The 1,592-nt window shown below is 69.5% G+C and carries 2 protein-coding genes; both read left to right on the top strand.

Annotated elements, in window-relative coordinates; genetic code table 11:
* A partial coding sequence (locus AU185_RS15835; RefSeq protein WP_286143167.1) for a carboxyl transferase domain-containing protein occupies positions 1-697 on the top strand: 697 nt, incomplete at its 5' end.
* A gap of 52 nt (positions 698-749) precedes the next feature.
* On the top strand, positions 750-1,454 hold the full coding sequence (locus tag AU185_RS15830) for a hypothetical protein (RefSeq protein ID WP_059098190.1): 705 nt from the start codon (positions 750-752) through the stop codon (positions 1,452-1,454).
* Positions 1,455-1,592 lie beyond the last annotated feature (138 nt).

The raw sequence follows: 1,592 nt of genomic DNA, 5'->3' as shown, positions 1-1,592 counted from the left end.
GTACCTGCTGCGGCACGGCACGACCGACCGGGTGCTGCTGTCGGGAACGGGACAGGGTGAGGCGGCGACGACGTTGCTCGCGCTGGCCCGGTTCGGCGGTCAGCCGGCGGTGGTGCTCGGCCAACAGCGCGTGGTCGGCGGGATGGTCGGGCCGGCGGCACTACTGGAGGCGCGGCGGGGCATGGCGTTGGCCGAGGGTCTGCAACTGCCGCTGGTGCTCGTCATCGACACCGCCGGACCGGCGTTGACCGTCGAGGCCGAGCAGGGTGGGCTCGCCGGCGAGATAGCGCGCTGCCTGGCCGAGCTGGTCACGTTGGACACCCCGACGGTGTCGGTGCTGTTGGGTCAGGGCAGCGGCGGGCCGGCGCTGGCGATGGTGCCGGCCGACCGGGTGCTGGCCGCGCTGCACGGCTGGCTGGCACCGCTACCGCCCGAGGGTGCCAGCGCGATCGTGTTCCGGGACCTCGACCACGCAGCGGAACTTGCTGCCGCGCAAGGTATTCGGTCGGCCGACCTGCTGCGCGACGGCATCGTCGACGTGGTCGTGCCCGAACATCCCGACGCCGCCGATGAACCGCTGCAGTTCACGCAGCGGTTGTCGGCGGTGATCGCAAACGAACTGCATTCGCTGCGTTCGGTTCCCAGTGACGAACGGCTGCAGCTCAGGCTTCGGCGGTACCGGCGGATCGGCCTGTGAAGCCGCGGTGCAGCGGCGAACTCGTCCGGTCGCCACGCCACCTACGAATGGCATGCTGGAAACCGTGGAAGCCCTGCTTCATTTCGCCGGAAATTTCTGGTGGCTGATATTCCCGCTGGGCGGCGTGATCGGCGGCGGCGTGCGGGCGGTGGCTGCGGCCAACGAGCGTCGTGCACAACGCCGGCTCGAGCGCTACCGGATCAAGCAACAGACCAAAGTGGCGCTCGCCGAGGCGTCGGGCCGGGCCCGCACCAATGAGGCGGCGAACCGGCGTGAGATGACCAAGGTGCTGCAGCGCCACGCGCAGACCGACGCCCGCTGGCTCGAGTACGAGATCGACGTCGCCAAGCTGTTGGACTTTCCCCTCATGACCGACATGCGCGCTCCGCTGACCATCGCATTCCACAAGGCCAGGAGCCACGCGGACCTGCTGCGGCCGGAATCCGTCGACGACATCCTCGACGACCGCGGTGCGCAACTCGAGTACCGCGACGCCGTGCACGAGTACGTCGCGGCGTTCGACGTCGCCGAGGCCGACGCGATTCGCCGGCGTCGCAGCGACTTTTCGGCCGAGGACCGGATGCGCATCGAACGGGCTCAGAACCTGCTCCGGCTGGCCTCGGACGGCGGGGCGACCTCCGAGGAGCGCAAGGCCGCCTATGCCCGCGCGCAAAAGGAGCTCGACGGTCTGATCGTGCTGCCCGCGACGACCCGGGCGAGCATCGAACGCAAGATCGCCGGCGAAATCGAGGCGTGAGGCCTCAGCCGCCCAGCTCGGAGACCGCCGTGTCGAGTTGGGCTGCCTGCTCGTCGATTTCGTGATCGGACGGCGTCTCGCCGATGCGCTTCACCAGATCATCGCGGGACACGACCTCGAGCGCGCCACGGTAATCGG

Source organism: Mycobacterium sp. GA-0227b (genome assembly GCF_001499855.1).
Lineage (GTDB): Bacteria > Actinomycetota > Actinomycetes > Mycobacteriales > Mycobacteriaceae > Mycobacterium.
This window is presented reverse-complemented; position numbering and strand designations above follow the sequence as displayed.